This window comes from Herbaspirillum huttiense, assembly GCF_004367745.1.
GTDB classification, from domain to species: domain Bacteria; phylum Pseudomonadota; class Gammaproteobacteria; order Burkholderiales; family Burkholderiaceae_D; genus Herbaspirillum; species Herbaspirillum huttiense.
Genome location: NZ_CP037993.1, coordinates 881,329 through 904,197, shown reverse-complemented (window position 1 = coordinate 904,197; position 22,869 = coordinate 881,329). Strand labels below are relative to the sequence as shown.

Here is a 22,869-nt window from a genome sequence, read left to right as displayed (position 1 = left end):
TTCTTCAGTATCCCGCCACGCCTTCATGGCGCAGCAGCCAGCGCTTGACCTCCAGGTGGAAGCCATCCTCATCGTCATGATGCGAGAAGCCGCCCAGGCCGCCCGCCGCCGTCACCCGATGACAGGGAATCACCAGCGGATACCAGTTGGCCCCGCAAGCCTGACCGACCGCGCGCGGTGCGGACTGGATGCGCTTGGCGACCTGGCCATAGGTCAGCACCTGACCACAGGGAATCTCGGCAATGGCATGCCAGACGCGCTGCTGGAAGGCGCTGCCCACGTTCAGCAGCGGCAGTTCGAAACGAAAAGCGGGGTCAGCCAGGTAACGCGTGATCTGCTGCACCGCCTGCGCGGCCACGGCATCGGTGGCGTCCGTCTCGGCGTAGCGCGGCGGCAGGTAGACCATCTCGACCAAGGCCCCGGCTTGGGTGCGCACCCCCATGCCGCCGAAGGGTGTGTGCACCACGGCGGAGAACAGGGCGGTCAATTGGGAATCTGCTGGGGTCATCGGGAGCCGTGGCATGGACCTGGGGCAGCTATTGTAAGCAATTCGCGCGCGGGCTTGATACCATCAGGCAAAACTTGATGGAGACCGCATGAGCACCGCCCCCTTGCACACCGAACCCGACCACCTGGTCATCACCGCCCCCACGCTCAAATCCGGCATGGCCTGGGTGGAACAGTGCCTGGGCGTTTCCATGGCACCGCGCATCGGCGGCCAGCACGTGCGGCTGGGAACGCACAATGCACTGCTGTCGCTGGGCGAAGGCTTCTATCTGGAAGTCATCACCATCGACCCCAACGCCGATGCGCCCGAGCGGCCGCGCTGGTTCGGCATGGATCATCTGGGCAAGGACGCTGCGCCCCGCCTGGCGCACTGGGTGGCCCGCACCAGCGATATCGCGGCGGCCGTGGCGGCCAGCCCCGTTTCACCGGGCGTGATCGAACCCATGAGCCGCGGTGCGCTGGACTGGCTCATCACCATCGCCGCCGATGGAACATTGGCCTGCGAGGGCGTGATGCCGTCGCTGATCCAGTGGCTTAGCCAGCCGCACCCGGCCAGCGCCCTGCCCGACCGCGGATGCCGTTTGCAGCAACTGGTTCTGGAACATCCCGCCGCGCAGGATCTGCAGGCCGCATGCCGGGCCATCGGACTGGACGATGCGCGTATCGTGTTGCAGGAAGGAAAGCAGGCCAGCCTGCGTGCTGTGGTGTTGACGCCACACGGGGAGCGTGTGCTGGGCTGACGGCGGCGTGCGGGAGGTAAAACATATAAACCGTATAAACGATTTATACACATCATCAGCACCACGCGACACAAAGAAAAAAGGCGCATCCGCGGATGCGCCTTCAAAATACTCCAGATGCATTCCCGACCGTTTGAACGGTTTCAATCGAATGCACGTCTCCTCAGTTTCCCGGTATTGATACCGTTTGTTATGCACCACCCGCTTTGTATTCGGTGCTGCCTCGCCACGCCCGGACCGATGTGTCGGAGGGGTCGCCGCCAAGGCAAGTACATCAACAACTCACTAGAAAAACCTAAAACAAAACTCGATTGCCAGGGCGGCAAATACACGGCGCCGATTCAGCAAAGCACGCACTTTAGCAGCACTTTGTGCCGTCTCAAAGCACTTTTTCAGGGCAAAACCAACATACTTTTCAGCAACTTGACAGACATCTGACGAAATCGGCACCGGCCTGGTGCAAGCCAGGTAACGGCGCCGATTTCATCGTCTCATGGCGTGGTTGCGGATCAGTTGTAGATCAGGTTCGGCAGCCACAGCGACAGGCCCGGCCAGTAGGTCACCAGCGCCAGGAAACCGAGCATGGTCAGCAGCCACGGCATGACCGCAATGGTCAGTTCGGTGATGCCCATCTTGGTAATGCCCGAGGCCACGTACAGGTTCAGCCCCACTGGCGGATGGCACATCCCCACTTCCATGTTGACCACGATGAGGATGCCGAAGTGCACCGGATCGATGCCCAGCTTCATCGCCACCGGGAACAGGATCGGCGCCAGGATCAGCACGATCGACGACGGCTCCATCACGTTACCGGCCAGCAGCAGCAGGATGTTGACCACCAGCAGGAAGGTGATCGGTCCCAGTCCCGAATCGGTGATCCATGCCGCCATCGTCTGCGGAATGTTTTCACTGGTCACCAGGAAGGAGAACAGCACCGCATTGGTGATGATGTAGAGCAGCATGGCCGACATCGACGCCGAATCCAGCAGCACCTTGGGCACCTGCTTCAGGCTCAGGTCCTTGTAGACGAAGACCGCGATGAAGAAGGCGTACACCGCCGCCATGGCCGCTGCTTCCGTCGGTGTAAACACCCCCGAGTAGATACCCCCCATGACGATGACGATCAGGAACAGGCCCCAGCCGCTCTTGCGGAAGGCTGCAGCGCGCTCGGCCCAGGTCGCCTTCTTCAGACGCGGATAATTGTTCTTGCGCGCCAGGAACCAGGTGGTCAGGCCCAGCAGGAAGGCCAGCAGCAAGCCCGGTACCACGCCCGCCATGAACAGTTTGCCCACCGAGGTATTGGTGGAGACCGAATACATCACCATCACGATGGAAGGCGGGATCAGGATGCCCAATGCGCCGGAAGTCGTGATCACCCCCGCGCCGAAACGATTCGGGAAACCCTGCTTGACCATCGCCGGCAGGATGATGGAACCGATCGCCACCACGGTCGCCGGTGACGACCCTGACACCGCTGCGAACAGCGCGCAGGCCAGCACCCCGGCCAGCGCCAGGCCACCGTGCCAGTGACCGACCATGGAGGTGGCGAAGTTGATCATGCGCCGCGCCACACCGCCGTGAGTGAGGAAATTGCCGGCGAGGATGAAGAACGGGATCGCCATGATCTCGAACTTCTCGATGCCCGTGAACAGCTTCAGCGCCACCGACTGGATCGGCACTTCGGTCATCGTGAACAGGAAAGTCAGGACCGTCAGGCCGAGCGAGATCGAGATGGGCATCCCGGTCAGCATCAGCCCGAACAGCAAGACGAAAATGATCAGTGCATTCATGCTTTACCTCCGCTGGTTTCTTCGTCCAGACCTTCCACGTGGGCATGGTCATGCTTGGGCAATTCGCCGGTCCGATAAAAATTCCACGCGACTTGGAGGAAACGGAAGCACATCAGGTACGACCCCAGCGGCACGGCCAGGTAGACGATCCACATCGGCAATTCCAGCACTTCAGAAGTACTGTCGTGCTGCGCGATGTCGTAGACGAACTCGGCACCGAAGGTCCCGACGATGCCGGTAAAGAGCGCGCCGGCAAACAGACCGAAGAGCACGAACTTGTTGCGCCACGGGGTGTTCATGCGGTTGATGAGCACATCGACGCCGACGTGGATGCCGGTGCGCACGCCGTAAGCGGCGCCGAACTTGGCCATCCACACGAACATGAAGATGCACAGCTCCTGGGCCCAGCTCATGTTGATCTGGATGAGCTGGTCCTGCAGCCAGGGAATATCCAGGCCCGAGGCGTAGCGGTGTACCACCGCCACGAAAATGATGAAGGTGGCCGCGGCCATGAGGAACGCGATCAGCCACTCTTCCAGGTGGTCGAGTAACTTCATGAAGTCTCCTTGCGCCAGCAGGCCGATACCGCAGTGGTATCAGCCCATGACATTGCTTGTTCGGATTGTTCTTCTCTGCAATGCGCCCGCTTCATTGCGAAGGCGGGCGCCCGTTGGAGCCAACGGATTTACTTCTGGCCCAGCGCGGCCGATTCCTTGTTGACGGCGTCGATCAGGTCCTTGCCGATGCGGCTGGCCATCTGCTGCTGTACCGGCAGCAGCGCCTTGCGCCACTCCGCTTTCTGTGCGTCGGTCAGACGGTAGACGGTAGTCTTGCCGGTCTTTTCGACGGCGGCGAGCGCCGCATCGTTTTCCTGCTGGGCGATGGCATTGGCGTACTTGGTCGCATCCTTCATGGCGCCTTCGAGCTGGGTGCGCACGTCGGAGGGCAGGCCGTCCCAGAACTTCTTGTTGACGATCACCGCATAGCCGAGGTAGCCGTGATTGGAGACGGTGACGTGCTTCTGCACTTCATGCATCTTCTGGGTATAGAGATTGGAAGGCGGGTTCTCGGTGCCATCGACCACGCCGGTCTGCAGCGCCTGGTAGACCTCGGAGAAGGCCAGCACCTGCGGGTTGGCACCCAGTGCGCGCATCTGGGCATCGAGCACCTTGGAGGACTGGATGCGCATCTTCAGGCCACGGAAGTCCGAGGGCTGATGCAGCGGCTTGTTGGCCGACATCACCTTGAAACCGTTGTCCCAGTAGGCCAGGCCGGTGATGCCCTTGGGCTCCAGCTTCTTGAACAGGTCCTTGCCGATCGGACCTTCGGTCACGCGGTACAGCACGTCCTTGCTGGGGAAAATGTAAGGCAGGTCGAAGACTTCGAACTCCTTCACGCCCAGCGGACCGAACTTGGCCAGCGACGGCGCGAGCATCTGCACGGCACCCAGTTGCAAGGCTTCCAGTTCTTCCTTGTCCTTGTACAGGGTGCTGTTGGGATAGACCTCGACCTTCACGCGGCCCTTGGTAGCCTTCTCGGCCAGCTCCTTGAAGCGCTCGGCGGCCTTGCCTTTGGGCGTGTCGTTGGCCACCACGTGACTGAACTTGATGATGATGGGCTGTTGCGCGAAAGCGCTGGCAACCAGGCCGGCATTGACGACAGTCGCCGCAGCCAGCGCAAAGACGATGGACTTCAGTTTCATGCTTGTCTCCCCAATGAGATGGAAATAATTTAGTTAGTAATTTTTATGGACTAAGGCCGGTCTTGGCGGGGACCGGATTGTGCTGGCGAATTTTGCGCGGCCTCACCAAAACGGAGCAAGTGTGGTTAACCACAATGTCCCTGCCGTCCACTTCCCGCCACGCAGGAAGCTGGCGCAAGCTTTTGGGCGCGGCTACACTGGCGGCGTCATGAAAACCGTCCCGCCGCCCCCGATCGCTCCCCAGCCCGATGCCGCCTCGCAGCTGCAGGCCTCCGGCCGCAAGACCACCATGCGCTGGCTGATCCCTTTCCTGCTGGTGTGCCTGTTCCTGGCCACGCTGATCTGGCTGCCGCGCCAGGCACAGCAGATGGAAGCCAGCGAACGGCTGGAGCAACTGATCGCCGATTCGCTGTGGGTGGAACAGGCGATCCGCTTCCAGCTCAGCCGCGATGACGAGAGCATGCGCATCATCGGCCGCGAAATCAGCAACGGCCGCCTGCATCAGGATCATTTCCGCAGCCGCCTGAACGCCCTGCTGCGCAACAACCGCGAGTTCTATCGTGTGACCTGGTTCAACGCCGAAGGCCATCCGGTCGCTTCAACCGATGATCTGCCGATCAGCCGCAAGGACCTCTCGCAACCCTCGCTGATGACGGCCGACCGCGCGCGCCAGATGCGCCGCCCGCTCTACAGCCCGCCGGCCATCCCGCCCGGCATCGCCGAGCCGATGCTGATGGACTATCACGTGCCGCTGTTCCATGACAATCACTACATCGGCAGCCTGGTGGCCAGCTATGCGGTGGCACGCATCCTCAACGAGATGGTGCCGTGGTGGTTCGCCCAGGACAATGAAATCTCGCTCACCGATACCGATGACAACGTGGTGGCACGCCGCACCTCGGGCGGACCGGGCCTGAACGTCTACACCCATCGGCGTGAACTGGAGCTGCCGGGCTTGACGCTGGTGCTGCATACCAACAGCACCAAGAGCGCACCCAAGCTGCTGCCCAACCTGCTGGTGGGCTCGGTGATCGTGCTCTCGCTGGGTCTGCTGTGGAGCCTGTGGGCGCTGTGGCGCGACATCAACCGCCGGACCAAGGCCGAGAAGGCCCTGCTCAACGAAGCCGTGTTTCGCGCCGCGATGGAAAATTCACTGGTCACCGGCATGCGCGCGCGCGACCTGCAGGGCCGCATCACCTACGTCAATCCGGCCTTCTGCAAGATGGTCGGCTTCGCGGCGGAAGAACTGGTCGGCAAGATCCCGCCGATGCCTTACTGGGCGCCGGAAGCCATGGATGAATACCAGGAGCGTTTCTCCAACGTGCTGGCCGGGCGCGCCACGCCGCAATTCGAGACCATCTTCCAGCGCCGCGACGGCGAGCGCTTCCCGGTGCTGATCTTCGAATCGCCGCTGGTGGACCAGGATGGCAAGCAGACCGGCTGGATGGGTTCCATCCTCGACATTTCCGAACGCAAGCGCGCCGAAGACCTCAACCGCACCCAGGAAGAAAAGCTGCAGGCCAGCGCCCGCCTGGCCAGCATGGGCGAGATCGCCTCGACCCTGGCGCACGAGCTGAACCAGCCGCTGGCGGCCATCTCCAGCTATACCACCGGGGCGCTGAACATGATGCAGCAGGGCCAGGCCGATCCCAAGGCGCTGCAGCCGGCACTGGAAAAGATCCACACCCAGGCCCAGCGCGCCGGCCACGTGATCCGCAGCGTGCACCAGTTCGTCAAGAAGCGCGAACCGGCGCGCCAGCGGCTGCAGATCCGGCAGCTGGTGGACAACGTGGCCCCGCTCATCGAATTGCAGGCCCAGCAGTTCTTCGTGGTGCTGCAATGGCAGGTGCCCAAGTCGCTGCCGCCGGTGCTGGGCGACCAGGTGCTGCTGGAGCAGGTGATCCTGAACCTGACCCGCAACGGCATCCAGGCCATGGCCGCCGTGCCCTCCGCGCGCCGCATCCTGCGCGTGACGGCCGAGCTGACCCGCAATGACGATGGTGCAGAATCGGTCACGGTCTCGGTGATCGACCAGGGACACGGGATTGCCGAGGAAGTGGCGGCGCGCCTGTTTTCTCCCTTCTTCTCGACCAAGGCCGAGGGCATGGGCATGGGCTTGAACATCTGCCGCACCACCATCGAATTCCACGGCGGCACGCTCACTTACACCGATAACCCGGCAGGCGGTACAATCTTCCGGTTTTCGCTGCCCGCCCAGAGCGGACAGCCACAATAACGAGACGCCTCTCCCATACTGGATTCCCGCCCCGCATACCGATGCTGCACATAGTCGACGACGAAGAAATCATCCGCGATTCGCTGACCTGGCTGGCGCGCTCGCGCAATATCGCCGCCATCGGCTATGAAAGCGGTGCCGCCGTGCTGGGTGCACTGGCCCATGCCAGCGGCATCGACGCCGAGGGCGAATGCCTGCTGCTGGACGTGCGCATGCCCGGCACCAGCGGCGTGGCGCTGTTCAATGAACTCAAGACCAAGGGCCTGCTGCACCGGCGTCCGGTGATCTTCCTCACCGGTCACGGGGATGTGCCGATGGCGGTGGACATGCTCAAGAACGGTGCCTTCGATTTCTTCGAGAAGCCCTTCAACGACAACCAGTTGATGGACCGCGTGCTGGAAGCGCTGGAAAGTTCGCGCGCCGGCGGTGCCGAGGATGCCGTACAGAGCCGCCTGGCGGCGCTGTCCGCGCGCGAGCGCGAAGTGCTGGACCTGATCCTGGCCGGCAAGATGAACAAGGTCATTGCCGATGAGCTGGGCATCAGCATGCGCACCGTGGAAGTCCATCGCGCTCACATCTTCGACAAGATGAACGTCAAGACTGCCGTCGAGCTGGCACGCCTGCTGAAGTAAGCACGTGGAGATCCTCAACCTCCTGCTGCCGGACTTCAGCCTCATTGCACTGGGCCTGCTGATCCATCGCATTTCCAACTGGGGCGAAGAATTCTGGGCCGGCATGGAGAAGCTAGTCTATTTCATCCTCTTCCCTGCGCTGCTGTTTTATTCGACGGCGCGCTTGAAGGTCGATCTCTCGGTCACCGGCGGCATGGTGCAGACGGGCGTGGCGGCGCTGCTGGTGGGCATCGCGCTGACCTGGCTGGGCAAACCCTTCCTGCGCGCCACGCCCATGACCTACGAGTCGGGCATGCAATGCGCCTTTCGCTTCAATTCCTATATCGCGCTGGCACTGGCCACCCGCATGGCGGGCGAAGAAGGCGCGGGCCTGATGGCCATCCTTCTTGGTTTTGGCGTGCCCCTGTGCAATATCGCGGCGGTCCATGCGCTGGCCGCAAAAAACAGCAACCTGCTGCGCGAGCTGGCCCGCAATCCCTTGCTGGTGGCGACTGCTGGCGGGTTGACGTTTTCTGCACTAGGGCTGCATTTGCCGGAAGTGGCCAGTGTGGTGCTCTCGCGGCTGGGCGCGGCTTCCATTGCGTTGGGCCTGCTGATGGTCGGGGCCGGACTGCGGCTGTCGGGCTTGAAAGAAAGCAAGCCGGTAGTGGCCTGGTTCATCGTCATCAAGCTGGTTGCAGTGCCGCTGGCCGCTTACCTGATCGGCATGCTGCTGCAGCTGCCACCGCTGCAGTGGCGCATCGTGGTGCTGTTCTGCAGCCTGCCCACCGCCTCCAGCGCCTACATCCTGGCCGCGCGCATGGGCGGCAACGGGCCCTTCACGGCCTTCCTCATTTCATTCGGGACGCTGCTCTCGGCATTGACCATTCCGCTCTGGCTGGCGCTGGTGCATTGATCCTGCCGCACCAGGCCAGCCCTGCTGTCTAGCGCACCGGCTGCACCACGATGCGGTGCTCGGTGACTTTCTCGATGGCTCCGCGTGAATAGAGCAGCGGGAAATACTCGCCCTTCAACCACTTGTCGGCCAGATCGCGATAGTGAGGGCTGTCGGGGTCGCCCGACTGGCCCGGCGCATTGACGGCCCAGGAATTGTCCCAGCGGCCTACATCCACCACCACGCGGAAGGAAGGCCCGTTGGTCTGGCGAAAATCATTGACGCGATAGGTCGACTGATTGGGCGAATAGGCCCCGCCATGCTTGGGCATGGGTCCGACGTTGAGCTTCTTGCGGGTCGCCTCATCCACCACATCGGCCAGCGGATGCGCCATCAGGTTGTGGTGCAGCTTGCCCCATTGCCATTGCGCCGGATCCGCACCTTGCAGCTTGACCAGTTCGGCCCAGGCAGCACCGAGGCTGGCGAGCAGCACCTGATCGCGCCGGGTGCGCGCCTGCGCAGCATCGGTGCCGAAGGCGGGTATCGGGTTTTCCAGCGTATCGAGCAGCACTGCCGTATCGGGTGCGCCCATGGCATCGGCAGCCGTCTTGGGCAGCACGGCTTCCTTGAAGGCCTTGCCGAGATGGCGCGAGAGCCAGACTTCGTACAGCGCCGGCTGCGCGGACTCGCTGCGTTCCACGTAATCCCACTGGCCCAGCATGGCCAGCGCAGCGCGGGTGTTGGCGTCATCGGAGGACAAGGGCTTGAGCAAGGCGGCCAGGCGGCGTGCGGGGATGGCCAGGTCATCGTTCTGCAGCCGCATGGAATCCTGCAGCGAGACCTTGGGCAGGCTGGCCAGCACTTCGCTGATGCGGGTGAAGCGCGAATTGTTGGTCCACTCGAATCCGAGCTTGCGCTCGCGGTAGGGATAATCGGCAGGAAGATTCATCTGGTTGGCCGAGGCAAACCAGCCCTGCGCCGGATTGTAGGACGAGGGCAGCTGGTCGCCGCGCCAGAAGCCGGACCATTCATATCGCCCGTCACCCGGCACCGGTAGCAGCCCGTCCCAGTTGGGCCGCTTCGGTGCCAGCCCGCCCGGCACCCAGCCAATGTTGCCTTTGGTGTCGGCATAGACCTGGTTCTCGGTCGGCGCGCCCCAGTTCAGCATGGATTGCTTGAAGTCCTTGAAATTGCGCGTGCGCATGTAGGCGATGCTGCCGAAGTAAGGCGACATGCCCGGCTCCAGCCAGCCCGACCTTACTGCGTAGGCCAGGTGTTTGGCCTGGTCGACGTAGATCACCGGACCATGGCGCGTGAAACTCAGATCGGCCACGGCGGGTGCGCCGTTCTTGATGCGCACCGGTTCATGCAGTACGCGCATCGATTCCCACTGCCCCTGATAGCGGTATTGCTGCGGATTGTCGGGATTGAGCTGGTAGACGTAGAGGTCTTCCTGATCGATGTTGAAGATGGTCAACCCGAAGGCGATGCTGCCGTTGTGGCCGATGGAGATGCCCGGCAGGGCCGGTTCACCGGCCCCGATGACGTTCATGCCCGGTGCGCTCAGGTGGGCGATGTAGCGCAGCGACGGGGCCGAATAGGCGCGATGCGGATCGTTGGCCATGATGGCGCGGCCGGTGGCCGACTTCGACGGGGCGATGACCCAGTTGTTGCTGCCCTCCATGGTCTCTTCCGGATTGACGGCCGGCTCGATGCGCACCAGCTGGGGGTCGCCTGCCGTGGTGGCGGCGTTCAGGCTCTCCTTGGTAATCCGCACGCCCTGCGTGGCCAGCGTGAAGACCTGCAGCAGGTCCTTGGGCAGGCAGGGGTCCAGGCCCTCGGGCATCCCGGCGGTCCAGGGCGGGGTCAGGCCGGAGCGGATTTCATCGGATTTCAGATCGGCCGCGCACGCCACCTTGGCGCGCGCCACTTCGCTTTGCAGGTTGCGCGTGAGGCCGTGGCTGCGGATGCGCACCACGTCCTCGGCCTGCCACTTGGCCGGCAGATAGCCCAGCTGGCGGAATTCGTAAGGCAGTTTTTCCTGATGCAGGGAGACGTAATCGATATACGCATTGATGCCTTCCGCGAACGCCTGCGCCACGCTTTCCGCACCGGGACCATAGGCGGCCCATTCACGCCGCATGTCGCCACGGTAGAGGAACAGCCGGGTCGCACGGTCCTGAGGCAGATAGGCGGGACCGAACACTTCGGAGAGCTGGCCCAGCCCGCGCCGACGCCACAGGTCGATCTGGAACAGGCGGTCACGCGCGGCATTGAAACCCTGCATGAAGAAGGCATCGCGCTCGCTGGCGGCATAGATGTGGGGCACGCCCCAGCGGTCGATGAGGATCTCGGCGCGTTGCTGCAGGCCGGGGATGGCGATCTTTTCGGTCGATGCGGGCTGGGCACTGGCCGCCAGCGGCAGGCTCGCAGCCAGCGCGCTGGCCAGCAGGACGGCTCGATTCAGTCTTGGCATGGGGTGTCTCCTCCTTATTGGGAGGGGTCACTCTACTCCATCTGCTCCTGCGACTCCATGGACCCCATGACGGGCCAGCGCCCAGGCCACATGCTCGGCCACCAGCGCTGACGGATGATCCAGGCGCGCCCGCAAGGCCGCCACGATGGCCGCATCGCCCCGGTGCGAGGGCGCATCGGCCGCATTGCCCAGCCCGACGGCCAGGTTGCGCAGCCAGCGCTCGTGGCCGATGCGGCGGATGGCGCTGCCTTCGGTGTTCTTCAGGAAGACCTCTTCACTCCAGCCGAACAGCTCGACCAGGCTCGCCCGGTCGAGGCCATGGCGCGGATCGAAGTCCGGCAGGCTGGCACGCTGGGCGAACTTGTTCCACGGGCAGTAGAGCTGGCAGTCGTCGCAGCCATAGATGCGGTTGCCGATCAGCGGGCGCAGGTCTTGCGGGATGCTGCCCTTGAGTTCGATGGTGAGATAGGAGATGCAGCGCCGCGCATCCAGCTCATAAGGGGCGACGATGGCCCCCGTCGGACAGGCCGTGATGCACGCGCTGCACTGGCCGCAGTGCGAGGTGACCGGTTCATCCACCGGCAGCGGCAGGTCGGTCAGCATCTCGCCCAGGAAGAACATCGAGCCGGCCTCCCGATGCAGCAGCAGCGTATGCTTGCCGCGCCAGCCCAGTCCGGCCTTCTCGGCCAGGGCCACTTCCATGACCGGGGCCGAATCGGTGAAGACGCGGTAGCCGAAGGGGCCGATGCGGCCCTCGATGCGGGTGGCCAGCTGCTGCAAGCGGGCGCGCAGGACCTTGTGGTAATCGCGTCCGCGTGCATAGATCGAGACCTGGGCGGCCGCCGGATCGGCGCTGCGCGCCTCTTCTCGGGCACGCCAGTCAGGTTGCTCGGGCTGATCCGGATCGGCGGCGGCCGGCAGGTAGGGCATGCGCACGCTCACCACGCGCACCGTGCCCGGCACCAGTTCGGCCGGCCGTGCCCGTTTCAGGCCGTGGCTTGCCATATAATCCATCTCGCCGTGATAACCCTTGTCCAGCCAGGCCTGGAAGCCCGCCTCGCGGTGCGACAGGTCGACATCGGCGATGCGCACCTCGGCAAACCCCAGCTCCCGGCCCCATGCCTTGATGGCGGCCGCCAGCGCCGCCAGGCCGGCGGGATCGGCGATGGCAGTGCTCCCGATCGGATCGGCGGGCGTGGGGTGAATGGACATGAGCGCTTGAACCTTCAGACTAGAACCTTGTAACGAACCATCCCGGATGACCCAGAACAGCATGAGCATGCAGCGACTCCACCTCCACCTGCCCGACGAAGCCGCCACCGCCCGCCTCGGGGCCGACCTGGCCCAGGTGCTGGCGCCGGGCCTGGCGATCTACCTGCACGGCGACCTCGGGGCCGGCAAGACCGCGCTCACGCGCGCCCTGCTGCACGCGGCGGGCTACCAGGGGCGGGTCAAGAGCCCGACCTACACGCTGGCGGAGCCTTATGAAGTTTCCTTCGCAGGCCGCATGGTAACAGTCATCCACTTCGATCTGTACCGCATGGCCAGCCCGGAAGAATTTCTCGATGCCGGTTTTCGTGAACATTTCAACGAAAACTCCGTCTGTATCGTCGAATGGCCTGAAAAGGGCGATCCGGTGTTGCCGCCACCGGACATACACGTCAACCTGTCGCTTGCAGGGGACGGTCGTGATGTAGAATTGCGTGCGTTGTCCGACAAGGGTCATCAATGCCTCGCTCGACTGAAATTCGCTCCCAACCTGTGAAGTCCAAAACCCGCCGCACCATCCTCAAAGCCGGCGGCGCCCTGTTCGTCTCCGTCGTCACTCCCCTGCCCGCTCTGGCTTCGCAGATCCTGGCCGTGCGTGTCTGGCCGTCCGAGGACTACACCCGCGTCACGCTGGAAAACGACAGCGACCTCAAGGTCACTCACTTCGTGGTCAAGAACCCGGAGCGCCTGGTGGTGGACATCGAGGGCATCGACCTCAACAGCACCCTGAAGGACCTGGTCGCCAAGATCCAGCCCAACGACCCCTACATCAAGCAGGTGCGCGTGGGCCAGAACCGGCCCAGCGTGGTGCGCCTGGTGTTCGACCTGAAGGACGAGATCAAGCCGCAGGTCTTCACCCTGGCCCCGGTGGGCGAATACAAATACCGCTTCGTCATCGACCTGTACCCGGCCGCGCCGCCCGATCCGATCGCCGCCCTCATCCAGAAGGGCGAGTGGAACAAGGAAAGCCCGGCCACCCCGCCGCTGGCGCAGGCCCCGGCCGCACCGCCCAAACCCGATCCGGCCCCGCTGGCCGAGATCAAGCCGCAGCCGGAAGACAAGACCGAGCGCAACCCCAAGGTGGTGCCGGACGAGCCGCGCATGCAGCTGACCCGCATGATCACCATCGCGCTGGACCCCGGCCACGGTGGCGAAGACCCCGGTGCTACCGGCGCGCGCGGCAACCGCGAGAAGGACGTGGTGCTGTCCATCGCCAAGCGCCTCAAACGCAAGATCGAGCAATACCCCAACATGCGCGTCATGCTGACCCGCGACGCCGATTTCTTCGTGCCCCTGGGCCAGCGCGTGGTCAAGGCGCGCAAGGTGCAGGCCGACCTGTTCGTGTCGATCCATGCGGATGCCTTCGTGCAGCCGACGGCGCGCGGCTCCTCGGTGTTCGCCCTGTCGGAAAAGGGGGCCAGCTCCACCGCCGCCCGCTGGCTGGCCAACAAGGAAAACTCGGCCGACCTGATCGGCGGCGTCAACATCAAGACCCATGACCGCCAGCTGGCCAGCGTCCTGCTGGACCTATCGACCACGGCGCAGATCAACGACAGCCTGCGCGTGGGCAATGCGGTGCTGAAGGAAATCGGCGGCATCAACAAGCTGCACAAGGGGGCAGTGGAACAGGCCGGCTTTGCCGTGCTGAAGGCTCCGGACATCCCCAGCATCCTGATCGAGACCGCCTTCATCTCCAACCCGGAAGAAGAAGCCAAGCTCACCGACGAGCGCTATCAGGAGCAGATGGCCGATGCCATCCTGACCGGCATCCGCAACTACTTCGCCAAGAACCCGCCGCTGGCCAAGAACCGGCTGACCTGAAGTAGCGCTTCAGGCGGCAGACAACAAAAAACCCGGTCCTGCTCTGGCAGACCGGGTTTTTTGTCGGGTGCGACGTCGGCGCACCGGGGACGTTGCGCTCAGGCGTTGCTGACCTTGCGCTTGCCGCGCAATTTGCGCCACAGCTGCCACAGCGCCCCCAGCACGATGGGAACGATGGCACCGACGATGCCGATGAGCACCAGCGTATTGAGGTTCTCCCGCACCACCGGAATATTGCCGAACAGGTAGCCCAGCACCACCAGGCTGACCACCCACAGGAAGGCACCCAGCACGTTGAACAGCTGGAAGCGCGCAAAGCTCATGGCCGAGACGCCGGCGATGAAGGGCGCAAAGGTACGGACGATGGGGGTGAAACGGGCGATCACGATGGTCTTGCCACCGTGTTTCTCGTAGAAGCTGTGGGTCTTGCGCAGGGCGTCGGGGTTGAGCCAGCGGTAGTTGTGGGTATAGACGCGTTGCCCGACCCAGCCGCCGATCCAGTAATTGAGCGTGTTGCCGGCCACCGCGGCGGCGATCAGCAGGCCCATCAGCAGCCAGATGTCCATGGCCCCCAGCGCACAGAAGGTACCGGCGATGAACAGCAGCGAATCCCCCGGCAGGAAGGGCAGGACCACCAGCCCGGTTTCACAGAAGACAATCAGGAACAACACCGCATAAATGAACGGGCCGTACTGCTCGATCAGGACGCCCAGATATTTGTCCACGTGCACCAGCACGTCCAGCCACTGCAGATAATCCATAAAGCCCAATCTTTGGTGATTCATCAAGGCCGGGGCTCCCCATCGCCGCGCGGCCGGATATTTCCCGTCAGCAACTCCGCCGGGACCTATCGCACAGGCAAAGCGATCTCGCGCACCTGCGCAGGCATCATACAACACTCACCCCGCCGCAACTCAAGAAGCCCGGATACCGGCCGATAAAATCCTTGAGGAAACTTGCCGCAAGAAGATCCTCACACAAGCTCGCAGAGCGTTGTGTGGCGGCCCGCCAAGGCCGCCGCCCGCATGCACAACCGGAAGGATTTGGCATATGATCAAAGTTAGATTCGTTCAGTTTTGATGTGCCGAATATGCATGATCAAGCATGTTCCGCGCCTTTCCGCGGCGCGGTCGCTGGCGGTGAGGCAGACGGGACGGCGCTGACGGACGGGCAAATGGAAGCCACCGGGGGACAACGGGGAACCCGGGCAATCGCAACTCCGCACTGCATGAGGCAAGACGCACGGGCGTCAATACCGGCCAGAGGGGGCGCTGTATGGGGAGCCAGGAGTCATTCGTGGGCCAGTTCGATCATCCGTCGCAGCCGCAGGGGGATCACCAGCGCCTGCGCGAGGAGGAACGCGAGGCGCTGCTGGGCGCGCTCTGGCGTTCCATGGCCATTCTCGAATTCGCTGCCGATGGCAGCATCCTCGATGCCAATGACAAATTCCTCGGCATGCTGGGCTACCAGCGGCATGAAGTGGTGGGCCAGCATCACCGCATGCTGTGTGACCCGCTCTCTGTCGAGACCGAGGATTACCAGCGCTTCTGGCAACACCTGCGCCAGGGCGAGGTGATCGCCGGTACGCTGCAGCGGCGCAGAATCGACGGCACCATCGTCTGGCTGGAAGCCCTGTGCAGCCCGATCCTGGATGGCAGCGGCCAGCTGCGCAAGGTGATCTCGGTGGCGGCCGACATCAGTTCGCACATCGACGATTCGCATCACGGCAACAATGTGCTCAGCGCCCTGAACCGCTCGCTGGGCGTGGTCGAACTCTCGCCCCAGGGCGTGATCCTGGCGGCCAACCGCAACTACCTCAAAACCATGGAATACCTGGCCGACGACCTGATCGGCCAGCCGCACAGCGTGCTGTATCCGCCCGGCTATGCCGACAGCGAGGAATACGCGATCTTCTGGCGCGATGTCTGCAGTGGCCGCTTCTTCTCCGGCCGTTTCCCGCGCCGCACGCGCAGTGGCCGCACGATCTGGTGGGAAGCCACCTACTCGCCCCTGCTCGATCCGCAAGGCCGGGCCGAGCGCGTGATCTGCATCGGCAACGACGTCACCTACCGCGTCACCCGCGAAAAGAGCGACCGTGAACACCTGCACCTGCTCTCGCTGGGCATCAACGAAACCGACAATGCCGTGCTCATCACCGACGAGCAGAACCGCATCGTCTTCCACAACACCGGGTTCACCCGCATGCTGGGCTTCCAGAGCCAGCAGACCATCGGCAAGCTGCCACGCGAGCTGTTTGCCAGTCATCCGACGTTCGTCAAGTCGATCGAGCGCTGCCATGGCGAGCTGCTGCAGGGACACAGCTTCCACACCGAGGAACTGATCCACGACCTGCACGAGCAGCCGGTCTGGATTTCGGCGGTGGTCAATCCCATCCTCGACGTGCAGGGCAAGCTCATCAATGCGGTCTGCGTGATGACCGACATCACCAATACCAAGGTCCATGAAGTCCTGCAGTATCGCGTGCTCAACGCCATGGCCCGCGATTCCTCGCTGGCCGAGCAGATGAACCTGCTGTGCGAAGAAGTGGAACGCGTCGCCCCCGAGGTGATCGCCTCGGTGCTGCGCGTGGATGAACAGGGCCGCCTGCATACCCTGGCCGCGCCCAGCCTGCCGGAAGCCTACACACGCGCCATCGAGGGCATCCAGATCGGTCCGCTGGTGGGCTCCTGCGGCAGCGCCGCCTATACCGGCGAGAGCGTGGTCTCGGAAGAGATCGCCACCGATCCGCATTGGGCCGACTACAAGGAAATCGCCTTGAGCCACGGCCTGCAGGCCTGCTGGTCGACCCCGATCAAGTCGGCCGATGGCAAGGTCATCGGCACTTTCGGTTTCTACTATCGCCAGCCGCGCGCGCCGAGCGCCTTCCACCACCTGCTGGTGGATGCCGGCCTGCACCTGTGCGCGCTGGCCATCGAACGCGAAGCCTCGCGGGCGCGCATCCACCAGCTGGCTTTCTATGATTCGCTGACCGGGCTGCCCAACCGCAGCCTGCTGCTGGTACAGGCCGGGCAGGCGATCGCGGCAGCCGAGCGCAACCGCAGTATGGTGGCGGTGATGTTCATCGACCTTGATCGCTTCAAGCAGGTCAACGATTCGCTGGGCCACCAGGCCGGCGATGAGCTGCTGCGCACGGTGGCCACGCGGCTGCAATCACAGGCGCGCCGCTCGGACATCGTCGGCCGTCTTTCCGGCGACGAGTTCGTGGTGGTGCTGACCCAATACGACACCGACCACCTGACCGAAGTGGTCAAGCGCATCCAGGAACGGCTGGCCATGCCCTGCCACATCAACGGCACGCCGCTCAATCCCTCGGCCAGCATCGGGGTGGCGATCTTCCCCGACAACGGCCACGACATCGAGACCCTGCTGCATCGCGCCGACATCGCCATGTACCAGGCCAAGGCCGTGAACCGGGGACGTTTCAGCTTCTTCAGCGAGGAGATGAACAGCCTCGCCCAGGAACGCCTGGTGCTGGAAGGCGCGCTGCGTGATGCCTTGCGCGGCGGCAGCTTCGAACTGCACTTCCAGCCGCAGATCAACCTGCACGACCTCAGCCTGCACGGCGTGGAAGCGCTGGCCCGCTGGTACGATCCGCAACTGGGGCAGATCTCGCCGGGCCGCTTCATCCCGATTGCCGAGGAATGCGGCCTGATCGGCGAGCTGGGCAAGTGGGCGCTGGAAGAGGCCTGCTTCCAGCTGGCTGACTGGCGGCGGCGCGGGATCCAGGTGCCGTCGGTCTCGGTGAACCTGTCGGCCACCAATTTCCACGATCTCGACCTGCCGCAATTTCTCACCGGCCTGCTGCGCCGCTACAGCCTGGCACCGACCGACCTCACGCTGGAAATCACCGAGACCGTGCTGATGGATACCAACCCCAGCACCAACCAGACCATCGCCGCCGTGCATGCGCTGGGCATTCCGCTGGCCATGGATGACTTCGGCACCGGTTATTCCAGCCTCGGCTACCTGCGCAAGCTGCCGGTTTCCGAACTCAAGCTGGACCAGAGCTTCGTGCGCGACATGGCCAAGGACGAAGCGGTGAGTGCCCTCACCAACGCGGTCATCCGCATCGGCGAAAGCCTCAAATTGACCGTGGTGGCCGAAGGTGTGGAAGATGCCGACCAATACCGGCTGCTGATCAGCCAGGGCTGTGACGTGGCGCAGGGCTATTATTTTTCGCGGCCGATGTCGGCCGATCAGCTCGAAAGCTGGGTGCGGGATTACCGTGGCGAGAATGCCGCTCCACCGGGGGCGACAGGACCGCGCGGCTGAACTTGGAGAGAAGTAAATACAAGCAGGCAAGAACAATCGAAAGTTCCATGCAAAAAAGGCACTTTCTCGCCGGAAAAACAACAGCACAGTTACATGTGGGCGCAAACATTCGAAGTATTTTGATGCAGCGCAAAATGCTGACGATATACTGACTGGCTTCCCCGCAAGTACCGTGATTTCAGCATGAACGTTGGGCCTCCCTGCAAGGAAGGCCCCTGACGTGAGTGACCGCGTTGCATTGCCGTTTCGGCAATCCGATGCAGCATGCCGCTCCTCCGGCCAAGCTGTCATCGGTACGCAGGCACTGTGTTGCAGGACCTTCCGGAAGACGGAAAGAAGGAGGGCAAACGATGGCGAGATGAGCGCATAGTCAGCGATCGCCATCGGTCCTCGGATGGTTTTGGTTCGGTATTTGCTTTTCCACACCCTTTGACTTCAAGAACAACAACAGCCATGGCTAATGCAATGTCTGATGCGCGCGGCGCATCTCTGTTCCATCGCTCGGTCGGTGCAAAACTGACTGCCATGACGGTAGCCCTGGTGGGCATCGTCTTCGTGATCGCCCTGATGCTGATCACTTACTCCGCTTCACGCATGGTGGAATCGCGCTCCATCGAACAGATGGGCAACGACGCGCGCGGCGTGGCCAACATGGTGGGCATCTTCGACCGCTCGGTGAACAGCCAGGTGGACCGCTTCTCCACCATGTTCGACAAGGAATTCGGCAAGCTCACCCTGGACGAAAGCCGCACCGTGCAGATCGGCGACCGCGCCACCCCGGTGCTGTCCAATGATGGCCGCGAACTGAACATGGATTTCTCCATCCCCGACCGCTTCACCGCCCACACCGGCGTGACCGCCACCATCTTCGCCAAGACCGGCGACGACTTCGTGCGCGTGTCAACTTCCGTCAAGAAAGAAAATGGCGAACGCGCCGTCGGCACCCTGCTTGACCGCGCCCATCCCGGCTATGCCGCCCTGAAGTCCGACAAGACCTACAGCGGCGTGGCCACCCTGTTCGGCAAGCAGTACATCACCAAGTACGTGCCCTTCAAGAATGACGCCGGCCAGATCATCGCCGCGCTCTACGTGGGCATCGACATCTCGGCCGACGTCAAGGCGCTGAAGGACCAGATCAAGTCGCTCAAGATCGCCGAGACCGGCAATTTCTACGCGCTCAATGGCCGCGAAGGCAAGGACCAGGGCGTGATGATTGCCGGTGCCCCGCGCGAAGGCAAGGAAGAAGGCGGCAACCTGATCGAGGCCAAGGATGCCGGCGGCAACACCTACATCAAGACCCTGGTGCAGCAGAAGGAAGGCCAGCTGCGCTACACCGGCAGCGATGGCCGCCAGAAGATCGCCGTCTTCACTCACTATGCCCCGTGGAACTGGGTCATCGTCGGTGAAGCGGCGGTCGATGAGATCACGCGCGAAGTCAATTCCATGCGCAATCTCTACATCGGCCTGGGCCTGCTGTTCCTGGCGGTGCTCGGCGCGATCCTGACGGTGATGATCAACCGCATGATCACCCGTCCGCTGGATGCGGTGTGCAATGCCGCCGACCGCATCGCCGGTGGCGACCTCACCACCCGCCTGCACGTGCACAGCAGCGATGAGATCGGCCGCCTGATGGGCGCCTTCAACGGTATCAGCATGGGCCTGTCGGAAGTGGTCTCCAGCGTGCGCGCCGGGACCGAGGAAATCAACACCGCCGCCAGCGAGATCGCCGCCGGCAACCTCAATCTGTCTTCGCGTACCGAGCAGCAAGCGGGTGCCCTGGAAGAAACCGCCTCGGCCATGGAAGAGCTGACCTCGACCGTGAAGCAGAATGCCGCCAACGCGATTCAAGCCGATGAACTGGCCGGTTCCGCTTCGGAAGTCGCCAGCCACGGCGGCGACGTCGTGGGTCAGGTGGTGCAGACCATGGATGCCATCAACAGCTCTTCGCAACGCATCGTCGACATCATCAGCGTGATCGACGGCATCGCCTTCCAGACCAACATCCTGGCATTGAACGCGGCGGTGGAAGCGGCCCGCGCCGGTGAGCAGGGACGCGGCTTCGCCGTAGTCGCCACCGAAGTGCGCACGCTGGCCCAGCGCAGCGCCTCGGCCGCCAAGGAAATCAAGGAACTGATCGACGCCTCGGTGCAGACCGTGGCCGGTGGCGGCCAGTTGGTCTCCCAGGCCGGCAACACCATGAACGACGTGGTGGCCAGCGTGCAGCGCGTCTCCACCGTCATCAGCGAGATCACCACCGCCAGCCGTGAGCAGAGCGAAGGGATCGACCAGATCAACCGTGCCATCGCGCAAATGGATGAGAGCACCCAGCAGAATGCGGCGCTGGTGGAGCAGGCCGCAGCCGCCGCGCAATCGCTGCAGCAGCAGGCCGAGCGCCTGGCGGCCGCAGTGAGCACCTTCCGCGTATAAATCGTTTATATCGTTTGCATGATTTTCTGTGCAGCGATCCAACGATTGCCCTGCAGAAAACCCTGATCGCATCCGCTCCCAAGAAGCCGCCTCCGGGCGGCTTCGTCACATCCGGCCCCTGGCGCCGGCAGGTATAATCCCGCCATGAACGCACCGCACTCCTCCCCCGCTTCCGAACCGGCTGCCGCCCCGTCCCACCGTCCCATCCAGGCCCTGCCCGATCAGCTGATCTCGCAGATTGCTGCTGGCGAGGTGATCGAACGTCCTTCCGCCGTGGTCAAGGAATTGCTGGAGAACGCGCTCGATGCCGGCTCCACGCAAATCACCGTGCGCCTGGAGCAAGGCGGCGTCAAGCGCATCGCCATCACCGACAACGGACGCGGCATTCCACCTGAGCAATTGCCGCTGGCACTGGCGCGCCATGCGACGTCCAAGATTGCGTCGCTGACTGACCTGGAGAATGTCTCCACGCTCGGCTTCCGCGGCGAGGCGCTGGCCTCGATCGCCTCGGTGGCCCAGCTCACGGTAACCAGCCGCACCGCCGATGCCCCGCATGCATGGGAAATCACCGGCTCCCAATTTGGTACCGTGGCCCCGGCCTCAGGCGCACAGGGCACGACCATCGACGTGCAGGACCTGTATTTCAACACCCCGGCGCGGCGCAAATTCCTCAAGTCCGAACAGACCGAATACGGCCACTGCGCCGAGGTCGTGCGGCGTATTGCGCTGGCGCGTCCGGATGTGAGTTTTTCGCTGTCGCATAACGGCAAGACGGTCGATCACTGGAACGTCGGTGAATTCGCCAAGCGCAGCGCCCACATCCTCGGCGACGAATTCGCCAATGCGCGTCTGCCGCTCGACGAGAGTGCGGGCCCCTTGCGCCTGCATGGATTCGTCGGCCTGCCGACGGCCTCGAAGGCACGCGCCGATGGCCAGTATTTCTACGTCAACGGCCGCTTCGTCCGTGACAAGCTGCTCACCCACGCCGTGCGCGCCGCCTACCAGGATGTGCTGCATGGCGACCGTTACCCGGCCTATGCGCTGTCGCTGACGCTGGACCCGGCGCTGGTGGATGTGAACGTGCACCCATCCAAGATCGAAGTGCGTTTCCGCGACAGCCGCGCGGTGCACCAGTTCGTATTCCACGCGGTCTCGCGCGCGCTGGCGCAGACCTCGGCCGTGTCCTTCGGCAATCTGCCGCAGCAACAGACCGAGAGCGCCGAGGGCGCGCCCGCTCCCGCCAGTGGCCCGAATGCCCCGCTGCCCTGGATGCGCGAACAGAAACAGCAGAGCTTCTCCGCCCAGTTCGCCGAACAACCGCGTCCGTTCTCCTTTGCCGGCAACGGCGGACCGGGCAGCGGCGGCTTTGGCGTACGCCAGGATCGCGCGGCCTACGGCAACATGTTCCGCAGCGAGCCTGCCGGGCAGAGCGACAGTGGCAATGCGGCGGCAGGCTTCAACAGCGCAGCCTTCCAGTCCGCTGCACAGCCCGCCTCCCCCCTGCCGGACGGCGACTTCCCGCTCGGCTTCGCGCTGGCGCAACTGCATGGCATCTACGTGCTGGCGCAGAACCAGGCCGGCCTGGTGGTGGTGGACATGCATGCCGCACATGAACGCATCCTCTACGAACAACTGAAGACCGCGCTCGATGGCAACGAGATGTTCGTGCAGCCGCTGCTGATTCCGGTCACCTTCTATGCCGATCCGGTGGAAGTGGGCACGGTGGAAGAACATCAGGAAACGCTGTCGGCCCTGGGCTTCGACATTGCCGTGATGTCCCCGACCACGCTGGCCGTGCGTGCCGTCCCGGCGCTGCTGAAGAACGCTGACGCCCAGACGCTGGCCCGCGACGTCCTGCGCGATGTGCGCGAGTACGGTGGTTCGCGTGTCTTGCTGGAGCGCCGCAACGAACTGCTCGGTACGCTGGCCTGCCATACGGCGGTGCGTGCCAATCGCAGCCTGACGCTGCCCGAGATGAACGCGCTGCTGCGCCAGATGGAAGCCACCGAACGTTCCGACCAGTGCAACCACGGCCGTCCGACCTGGACGCAGATGGGCCTGTCGGATCTGGACAAGCTCTTCCTGCGTGGCCAGTAAGGATC

The 22,869-nt window shown here is 63.6% G+C and carries 16 protein-coding genes; 9 read left to right on the top strand and 7 right to left on the bottom strand.

The annotated features are described in order from the left end of the window. Positions 1–4: 4 nt before the first annotated feature. Entirely contained in the window at positions 5–508 is a 504-nt protein-coding gene (locus E2K99_RS04110; RefSeq protein ID WP_134221428.1) for a methylated-DNA--[protein]-cysteine S-methyltransferase, read from the bottom strand. A gap of 88 nt (positions 509–596) precedes the next feature. Between E2K99_RS04110 and E2K99_RS04105 the strand changes: the two genes are divergently transcribed. Further along, positions 597–1,247 carry a VOC family protein gene (locus tag E2K99_RS04105; protein WP_134221427.1) on the top strand — a complete coding sequence of 217 codons (651 nt, stop codon included), beginning with the start codon at positions 597–599 and terminating at the stop codon, positions 1,245–1,247. 509 nt (positions 1,248–1,756) lie between these two features. Here E2K99_RS04105 and E2K99_RS04100 read toward each other — a convergent pair. The 3 genes from E2K99_RS04100 to E2K99_RS04090 all read right to left on the bottom strand — a co-directional run bounded on the left by E2K99_RS04100 (position 1,757) and on the right by E2K99_RS04090 (position 4,739). Then, positions 1,757–3,037 carry a TRAP transporter large permease gene (locus tag E2K99_RS04100; protein WP_121037600.1) on the bottom strand — a complete coding sequence of 427 codons (1,281 nt, stop codon included), beginning with the start codon at positions 3,035–3,037 and terminating at the stop codon, positions 1,757–1,759. Beyond that, complete coding sequence (locus tag E2K99_RS04095) at positions 3,034–3,594, bottom strand: TRAP transporter small permease (protein ID WP_121037603.1); 561 nt, start codon at positions 3,592–3,594, stop codon at positions 3,034–3,036. The genes E2K99_RS04100 and E2K99_RS04095 overlap by 4 nt, the downstream gene beginning before the upstream one ends. 128 nt (positions 3,595–3,722) lie before the next feature. Continuing rightward, complete coding sequence (locus tag E2K99_RS04090; protein ID WP_121037606.1) at positions 3,723–4,739, bottom strand: TRAP transporter substrate-binding protein; 1,017 nt, start codon at positions 4,737–4,739, stop codon at positions 3,723–3,725. A 208-nt stretch (positions 4,740–4,947) separates the two neighbouring features. On the opposite strand from E2K99_RS04090, the gene E2K99_RS04085 reads away from it, so the two are divergent. The 3 genes from E2K99_RS04085 to E2K99_RS04075 are packed head-to-tail and all read left to right on the top strand — an operon-like array spanning position 4,948 to position 8,502. Beyond that, positions 4,948–6,975 carry a PAS domain S-box protein gene (locus E2K99_RS04085; RefSeq protein WP_039790098.1) on the top strand — a complete coding sequence of 676 codons (2,028 nt, stop codon included), beginning with the start codon at positions 4,948–4,950 and terminating at the stop codon, positions 6,973–6,975. 41 nt (positions 6,976–7,016) lie between these two features. Beyond that, positions 7,017–7,607, top strand: coding sequence for a response regulator transcription factor (locus E2K99_RS04080; RefSeq protein WP_034334304.1), 591 nt, complete (start codon positions 7,017–7,019; stop codon positions 7,605–7,607). Positions 7,608–7,611: 4 nt separating this feature from the next. Beyond that, complete coding sequence (locus E2K99_RS04075; protein WP_039790100.1) at positions 7,612–8,502, top strand: AEC family transporter; 891 nt, start codon at positions 7,612–7,614, stop codon at positions 8,500–8,502. A 28-nt stretch (positions 8,503–8,530) separates the two neighbouring features. Here E2K99_RS04075 and E2K99_RS04070 read toward each other — a convergent pair whose 3' ends face one another. Together E2K99_RS04070 and queG are read right to left on the bottom strand one after the other, a co-directional pair. Then, the gene (locus E2K99_RS04070; RefSeq protein WP_134221426.1) at positions 8,531–10,957 is read right to left on the bottom strand and encodes a penicillin acylase family protein; all 2,427 of its coding nucleotides are present in this window, start codon (positions 10,955–10,957) and stop codon (positions 8,531–8,533) included. A 27-nt stretch (positions 10,958–10,984) separates the two neighbouring features. After that, positions 10,985–12,169: a tRNA epoxyqueuosine(34) reductase QueG gene (gene queG / locus E2K99_RS04065; RefSeq protein ID WP_134221425.1), complete on the bottom strand. Its 1,185-nt coding sequence runs from the start codon at positions 12,167–12,169 to the stop codon at positions 10,985–10,987. Between the two features lie 67 nt (positions 12,170–12,236). Between queG and tsaE the strand changes: the two genes are divergently transcribed. Together tsaE and E2K99_RS04055 are read left to right on the top strand one after the other, a co-directional pair. Then, positions 12,237–12,722 (top strand): tRNA (adenosine(37)-N6)-threonylcarbamoyltransferase complex ATPase subunit type 1 TsaE, encoded by a 486-nt coding sequence (gene tsaE / locus E2K99_RS04060; protein WP_039790104.1) that lies wholly within the window; start codon positions 12,237–12,239, stop codon positions 12,720–12,722. After that, positions 12,686–14,047: an N-acetylmuramoyl-L-alanine amidase gene (locus E2K99_RS04055; RefSeq protein WP_039790105.1), complete on the top strand. Its 1,362-nt coding sequence runs from the start codon at positions 12,686–12,688 to the stop codon at positions 14,045–14,047. Before tsaE ends, E2K99_RS04055 begins: the two co-directional genes overlap by 37 nt. 98 nt (positions 14,048–14,145) lie before the next feature. Here the strand turns inward: E2K99_RS04055 and E2K99_RS04050 are convergent, their stop codons facing one another. Next, entirely contained in the window at positions 14,146–14,808 is a 663-nt protein-coding gene (locus tag E2K99_RS04050; RefSeq protein ID WP_134221424.1) for a VTT domain-containing protein, read from the bottom strand. 514 nt (positions 14,809–15,322) lie between these two features. Here E2K99_RS04050 and E2K99_RS04045 point away from each other — a divergent pair. The 3 genes from E2K99_RS04045 (at position 15,323) to mutL (ending at position 22,864) form a co-directional block, all read left to right on the top strand. After that, positions 15,323–18,340 (top strand): sensor domain-containing protein, encoded by a 3,018-nt coding sequence (locus E2K99_RS04045; protein ID WP_134221423.1) that lies wholly within the window; start codon positions 15,323–15,325, stop codon positions 18,338–18,340. A 465-nt stretch (positions 18,341–18,805) separates the two neighbouring features. After that, on the top strand, positions 18,806–20,767 hold the full coding sequence (locus E2K99_RS04040) for a methyl-accepting chemotaxis protein (protein ID WP_420840868.1): 1,962 nt from the start codon (positions 18,806–18,808) through the stop codon (positions 20,765–20,767). Between the two features lie 144 nt (positions 20,768–20,911). Beyond that, positions 20,912–22,864 carry a DNA mismatch repair endonuclease MutL gene (gene mutL, locus E2K99_RS04035; RefSeq protein ID WP_134221421.1) on the top strand — a complete coding sequence of 651 codons (1,953 nt, stop codon included), beginning with the start codon at positions 20,912–20,914 and terminating at the stop codon, positions 22,862–22,864. The last annotated feature ends 5 nt before the right edge of the window (positions 22,865–22,869 follow it).